This window comes from Bacteroides sp. MSB163, assembly GCF_036416795.1.
GTDB classification, from domain to species: domain Bacteria; phylum Bacteroidota; class Bacteroidia; order Bacteroidales; family Bacteroidaceae; genus Bacteroides; species Bacteroides maternus.
The window spans coordinates 1-4,148 of the sequence record NZ_CP143869.1 but is presented as its reverse complement, the minus strand read 5'-3'; the positions used below and the strand labels follow the sequence as shown (position 1 = coordinate 4,148).

General features: G+C 45.8%; 8 protein-coding genes. 7 read left to right on the top strand and 1 reads right to left on the bottom strand.

Features of this window, described 5'->3' with window-relative positions; translation table 11 throughout:
* Positions 1-307 precede the first annotated feature (307 nt).
* The 7 genes from VYM24_RS25370 to VYM24_RS25340 all read left to right on the top strand — a co-directional run bounded on the left by VYM24_RS25370 (position 308) and on the right by VYM24_RS25340 (position 2,981).
* Positions 308-559, top strand: a complete 252-nt coding sequence (locus tag VYM24_RS25370) for a hypothetical protein (protein WP_004295507.1) — start codon at positions 308-310, stop codon at positions 557-559.
* Positions 556-831 (top strand): type II toxin-antitoxin system YoeB family toxin, encoded by a 276-nt coding sequence (locus tag VYM24_RS25365; RefSeq protein ID WP_004327436.1) that lies wholly within the window; start codon positions 556-558, stop codon positions 829-831. Before VYM24_RS25370 ends, VYM24_RS25365 begins: the two co-directional genes overlap by 4 nt.
* A 10-nt stretch (positions 832-841) precedes the next feature.
* Positions 842-1,039: a hypothetical protein gene (locus tag VYM24_RS25360; RefSeq protein WP_004295503.1), complete on the top strand. Its 198-nt coding sequence runs from the start codon at positions 842-844 to the stop codon at positions 1,037-1,039.
* Between the two features lie 192 nt (positions 1,040-1,231).
* Complete coding sequence (gene mbpA / locus VYM24_RS25355) at positions 1,232-1,531, top strand: mobilization protein MbpA (RefSeq protein WP_004327437.1); 300 nt, start codon at positions 1,232-1,234, stop codon at positions 1,529-1,531.
* The gene (gene mbpB, locus VYM24_RS25350) at positions 1,528-2,322 is read left to right on the top strand and encodes a mobilization protein MbpB (RefSeq protein WP_007560590.1); all 795 of its coding nucleotides are present in this window, start codon (positions 1,528-1,530) and stop codon (positions 2,320-2,322) included. Before mbpA ends, mbpB begins: the two co-directional genes overlap by 4 nt.
* Entirely contained in the window at positions 2,279-2,731 is a 453-nt protein-coding gene (gene mbpC / locus VYM24_RS25345) for a mobilization protein MbpC (RefSeq protein WP_004295511.1), read from the top strand. Before mbpB ends, mbpC begins: the two co-directional genes overlap by 44 nt.
* A 19-nt stretch (positions 2,732-2,750) precedes the next feature.
* A complete protein-coding gene (locus VYM24_RS25340; RefSeq protein ID WP_004295510.1) occupies positions 2,751-2,981 on the top strand; it encodes a hypothetical protein in 231 nt (76 codons plus the stop codon).
* Between the two features lie 36 nt (positions 2,982-3,017).
* Here the strand turns inward: VYM24_RS25340 and VYM24_RS25335 are convergent, their stop codons facing one another.
* Entirely contained in the window at positions 3,018-4,043 is a 1,026-nt protein-coding gene (locus VYM24_RS25335; RefSeq protein WP_004295509.1) for a replication initiation protein, read from the bottom strand.
* Between the last annotated feature and the right edge of the window lie 105 nt (positions 4,044-4,148).

Here is a 4,148-nt window from a genome sequence, read left to right as displayed (position 1 = left end):
TGTGGGGACTAAACTCCCAAAGTGTGGGGAAACACATGTTCTAATCCCTTTATTTATGGGCGTTTGCGAAGAAGTGATAGAGCATATTACAGACGATGCTTATAACAGACAAGGGGAATTTATAGAGCTAAGTGGTTGATTTACTGTCGGAAAAAGAAAAACGATAGGGAAAAAGAGCAAAGCAAAACCAACCAACGGGCGGTAGGATTGGAAACGGGTTTTTATGGCGTGTACACGTTTGTGTACAAAATGTTTGTATTTTATTGAAATATAGCTATCTTTGTGCTGAATTTAAAAGCAAACAGATATGGAAGCATTATCAGTAAGAGAATACCGTAACAACCTCGCAGCGTCTTTCACCAAAGCTGACAATGGCGAGCAGGTACTAATTCGCAGGAAAAACGAGATTTACGCTTTGGTAAAAGTTGGTCGTGAAGATTTGATGATAACCCCGGAGCTGCAAGCAAGGATTGACAAGGCAAGGGAAGAAATCAAATCCGGAAAGTGTGTTACCCTCAAAAGCAGTGAGGATATTGACGCTTATTTCGATAGTCTATGATGTACACAATTAGGGTTTCCGACGGGGTGGATAAGGTGATTGCCAAATGGAAGAAATCAAACCCCAATTTGTTCAAGAAGTATAAGAAAATCTACAAAGAATTGTTAGAGCACCCTAAGACTGGGCTTGGGCATCCCGAAGCGTTAAGGGGCGGTGGGGATATTACATGGTCTCGACACATTACCGCCCATGACCGGATAATCTATGACATTTACGAGGAAGTGGTAGAGGTCTACATCTTGGAGGTAGAGGGGCATTACAACGATAAATGATAAAACTGTTATGGTCGAATATTGTGTTTACTGGTTAGAGAACGGCGAGCCTATGCACGAGGTGTTCTCTTCTCTTGCCGCCGCCGAGATGTACTCATGTGCGATAAGAGGGAAAGAAAACATTGAATGGGTGGAGGTGTCCGAAGAAGAAACCATTGATTTGGACGAACTGGAAGACATGTTCCCGGATGACTTCTGCGGCGTGTAATCCCCTTGGGTAGAAATGGGGTAGAATTTGTTAGGCTGTGGGGGATTTTCTAACACGCCGGGGCTTTTTGCTGGGCGGTTGGCGTGGATGTATTCCCATGCGGCATGTGTATATATAGCAAGAAGTGTCCTTGTCGGACAATTCTTGCTTTTCTCGCTTTGCTCAAAAAGATTTTAAGATTACCTTTGTGGCATGGAACTAAGACGGAACGAAAAGATTACATTCCGGTGTACCGAACTTGAAAAGGACGCACTTGCGGAGCAGGCAGCCCGGTGCAGTCTAAGCGTATCGGAATACTGCCGGAGTTTGTCCCTTGGGGGGCGCCCAAGGGAGAGGTACACCGAGGAGGAACGGCAGCTTCTCCGGGACATAGCCCAGTTGAAAGGAACGCTCCAACGGCTGAACAACTACTTCGGTGGTCGCCAGTACCGGGAAGTGTTCGAGGAGAACCGGGCACTAATTACAGAGCTCAAAAAAATACTCTCACGATGATAGGGAAAGGGAAAAGCATATCACATGGTGTGGCGGCATTGGAGTACGACCTCGCCAAAGAGATAAACGGGCAGGCAGTAGCCACCGAGATAGCCCGGCATGAACTTTATGGGTGTACTGGTGCGGAAATGGTGCAGGAAATGAAACCGTATCACATTGATTTTCCGAACGTAAAAAACAACTGCCTACGTTTCGAGGTCAGCCCCTCGATAGAGGAAAGCGCCACCTTTACGGATGCGGACTGGGCGGAACTTGGTAACGACTTCATGCAGCGCATGGGGTTGGCGAACCACCAGTACATCATCATCCGGCACAGCGGTACGGAGAGCAAGAAAGAGCAAGCCCACCTGCACATACTGGCAAACCGGGTTTCCCTTTCCGGGGAACTGTACCGGGACAACTGGATAGGGAAAAAGGCAACGGAAGCCGCCAATGCCATAGCCAAGGAACGGAACTTTGTACAGTCGCAGGACATTGGCAAAGTCAACAAAGCGGAAATCAAGGAAGCCATGGACGGCGTATTGAAGAAGATGCAGGGCTTTGACTTTACCAAATTCAAGGAAGAACTTGGTAAGAGAGGTTTTAAAGTCCGGGAAGCCAGGGCAAGCACCGGGAAACTTAACGGCTACTATGTCACAGCCCGAAGCGGTACGGAGTATAAGGCAAGCGAGATAGGGAAAGGCTACACTCTCGCCCATATCGAGCGGACACAAAGCAAACTGAAGTGCAACTCAATGAACATATCTCATGGAAACAAACTCACACCCGGAAGCGGCAGCTTCCAACGTTAAGCAGGGACAGTACAGCCCCCGGAAAAGAAAAGATACAACGCCAAGGGTAAACCCGCAGCTTGCGGTAGAACTGGTGTATCAAGAACTAAAGCGTGTTGAAGTCTATACGAAGCGCATAGAGGACGCAACAGCCCGAAAGGTACAAATAGACGGGAAAAGCCTTGAAAGTGCCGAAAATCGCCTAAAAAACGTGTTGGCGGACTTTGAACGGCAGGGGTACAGAATGAAAAACGGCGGTTATGTGGACAAACGAATTTCGTTCTACTCAATCCTTTGTGCTGTTATCTCCCTATTGTTCGCTTGTTTCATGTGCTATCTTTGGACGGATGCAGCCAAAGACCGGGATAACTACAAGCAGTATTATGAATACTACCAAGAGCAGGCAAGGGAACAAAAGGGGAATAAATAAACATCTAACTTTACGAATTATGGGAACAACGGAACACGAAGAACCCCGGTTCTTCTTCATACTGAACAAGGGTGCGAAGTCCGGCGGCGAAATCACCCATGCCGTCCTAAACGGTAGTATCGTTTCGAAGCCGGCAGGCTGGGACGCCTTTCATGGGCTTGCACTGGCGAGAGAGAAACTAAGCAGCGAGGAAATACAACAGCAGATGAAAGAACTTGGTGTAGAAATGGAAATCGTTCCTCTGATTTGACAAGATTACCCGGAGTGTTTCAGCCGGGTAATCTTGTTACTTATCCTTGATTTTCCCTTTAAGGGCGTTTATAATCCACCCTTTCGGATTGTTCTTTTCTCGTGATTTTCCGTTTAGGAGAGCCAGTTCTCCGATAAGGTCGGTTATCTTTTCTTGTGCCGTTATGAATGTCTCTTTGTTCCGGTTTATCTCTTCCGATGTGAAGCCGCAGGAATAACGGAGGTACTCGTACACATGGCTGTCTATCTGATATCGTGCTGTAACCTTTGCTTGCAATTCTTTCCCTTCCAGTTCTTCATCTCTGAACTGTGGTTGATAGACCGGGTAGAACCTAAACCCGGTCACCTTGCTACGTTTGTTGTTTGGGTTTTCACGCACTTTCACGTAGTTGAAAGTGTATGGGCAGCTCTCATCAAGCGCAGCCTTTGCTGGTTTCAAAACTCTTTCCTCAAAATGATCTATTCTGTCTTTTCCGTTCTTGTCCTTGTATTTGTCCGCAGGTATGCCAAGACGGTCTTTCAAGTTTTCAAGGGATATATCCAAAGGGTACACCTGCCCACTCATTAACATGTAAAACCTAAGGGAATACCCAGTAGGTAGCGCAAGAGCCTTGTTTAACTCAAATTCTCTGTACCCCTTGGCGAACTTGGTAAACACATCCCAAAGGTCGTTAGACACACGAAAGGTTATAATGCCAGTGCGTTTTTTATATTTTGGGTTAGATATAAATCCGCACTTCCACCATTCCTCGTCATCTTCGTAAGTAAAAAAACGTCCTGCCAAAGAATCGAGTGCGGCTATGATTTCATTGTAATCACGTCCGGAAAAAATAACGTCAGATACATGCATTTGTGCATCAACATCCCAAAGTCCATGCTCAAACTTGCGTTTCGTGCCTGCATAATCTTTCAGTTTTACTCCCTTTAGTTCAGCTTGGCACGCTTCCAGTATGCGAAGAACTATTCTTTGTTCGTGTATGGACATGTCTTGCTGTTTTGACCATGTATATACCCATGAAACAACAACATCTTTATTCTTGGTAATAGGTAGTTTCTTTTTCATAAACGATTGATTTGCTGCAAATATACACAATCCCCACATTAAAACAAAAAAAGAGGGGTAAAACTCCCAAAGTGTGGGGACTAATTTACTTTTAAACTCCCAAAG

Bases quoted from the DNA above. Each gene is read 5' to 3' on its own strand.
- VYM24_RS25370 (WP_004295507.1), top strand. From the start codon at position 308: ATGGAAGCATTATCAGTAAGAGAATACCGTAACAACCTCGCAGCGTCT.
- VYM24_RS25365 (WP_004327436.1), top strand. From the start codon at position 556: ATGATGTACACAATTAGGGTTTCCGACGGGGTGGATAAGGTGATTGCC.
- VYM24_RS25360 (WP_004295503.1), top strand. From the start codon at position 842: ATGGTCGAATATTGTGTTTACTGGTTAGAGAACGGCGAGCCTATGCAC.
- mbpA (WP_004327437.1), top strand. From the start codon at position 1,232: ATGGAACTAAGACGGAACGAAAAGATTACATTCCGGTGTACCGAACTT.
- mbpB (WP_007560590.1), top strand. From the start codon at position 1,528: ATGATAGGGAAAGGGAAAAGCATATCACATGGTGTGGCGGCATTGGAG.
- mbpC (WP_004295511.1), top strand. From the start codon at position 2,279: ATGGAAACAAACTCACACCCGGAAGCGGCAGCTTCCAACGTTAAGCAG.
- VYM24_RS25340 (WP_004295510.1), top strand. From the start codon at position 2,751: ATGGGAACAACGGAACACGAAGAACCCCGGTTCTTCTTCATACTGAAC.
- VYM24_RS25335 (WP_004295509.1), bottom strand. From the start codon at position 4,043: ATGAAAAAGAAACTACCTATTACCAAGAATAAAGATGTTGTTGTTTCA.